Genomic DNA, 672 nt, shown 5'->3' with positions numbered 1-672 from the left:
GTCAAAAGTTTCAAAATTTTTAGAAATAGCGTATAATATAAAAGAGAAAAAGAAAAGAAAGGGATTTTAAAATGAACAAACGTTCTTTGTTACCTGTCTTGTCGACAGCCCTGTTAGCTCCAGCCTTCTTAGCTGGACAAGTCTATGCTGAAGAAGCAACAACTCCTGCAGAAAGTTCAGCTGTCGTAGTGACTCCTGCTACGTCGGCGACTCCAGCTCCTGTTGAGAGCCCTGCGGTACCGGAAACTTCGGCAACTTCAGAAGCAGTTGCACCTGCAGAAGCTCCGTCAGCTCCTGTTGAATCTCCTAAAAGCGAAGAAAAGGACACCGTTATCTTGCACACCAATGATGTCCACGGTCGTATCGTAGAGGAAAAGGGAGTTATTGGAGATGCTAAATTAGCGACTGTCATCGAGCAGGAACGTGCGAAATCAAATCAAAATACTCTAGTTGTTGATGCGGGAGATGCTTTCCAAGGTTTACCGATTTCCAACTCTACGAAGGGTGAAGCGCGTGCTGAAATTCTTAATAAGATGCAGTATGATGCCATGGCAGTAGGAAACCATGAGTTTGACTTTGGTTTGGACGAAGCTAAGAAATACAAGGAAATCTTGAAATTCCCATTACTTAGCTCAAATACTTATGTCAATGGAGCTCGTCTTTTTGAAGCTT

At 43.0% G+C, this 672-nt stretch carries 1 protein-coding gene; it reads left to right on the top strand.

What is annotated here, in order from left to right:
* Positions 1-71: 71 nt before the first annotated feature.
* Positions 72-672 (top strand): metallophosphoesterase (locus tag GMD4S_RS09920; RefSeq protein ID WP_001042706.1); only part of this gene is annotated, 601 nt, incomplete at its 3' end.

This window comes from Streptococcus sp. GMD4S (assembly GCF_000296955.1).
The sequence above is the reverse complement of the archived record's forward strand: the minus strand, read 5'-3'. Positions and strand labels throughout refer to the sequence as shown.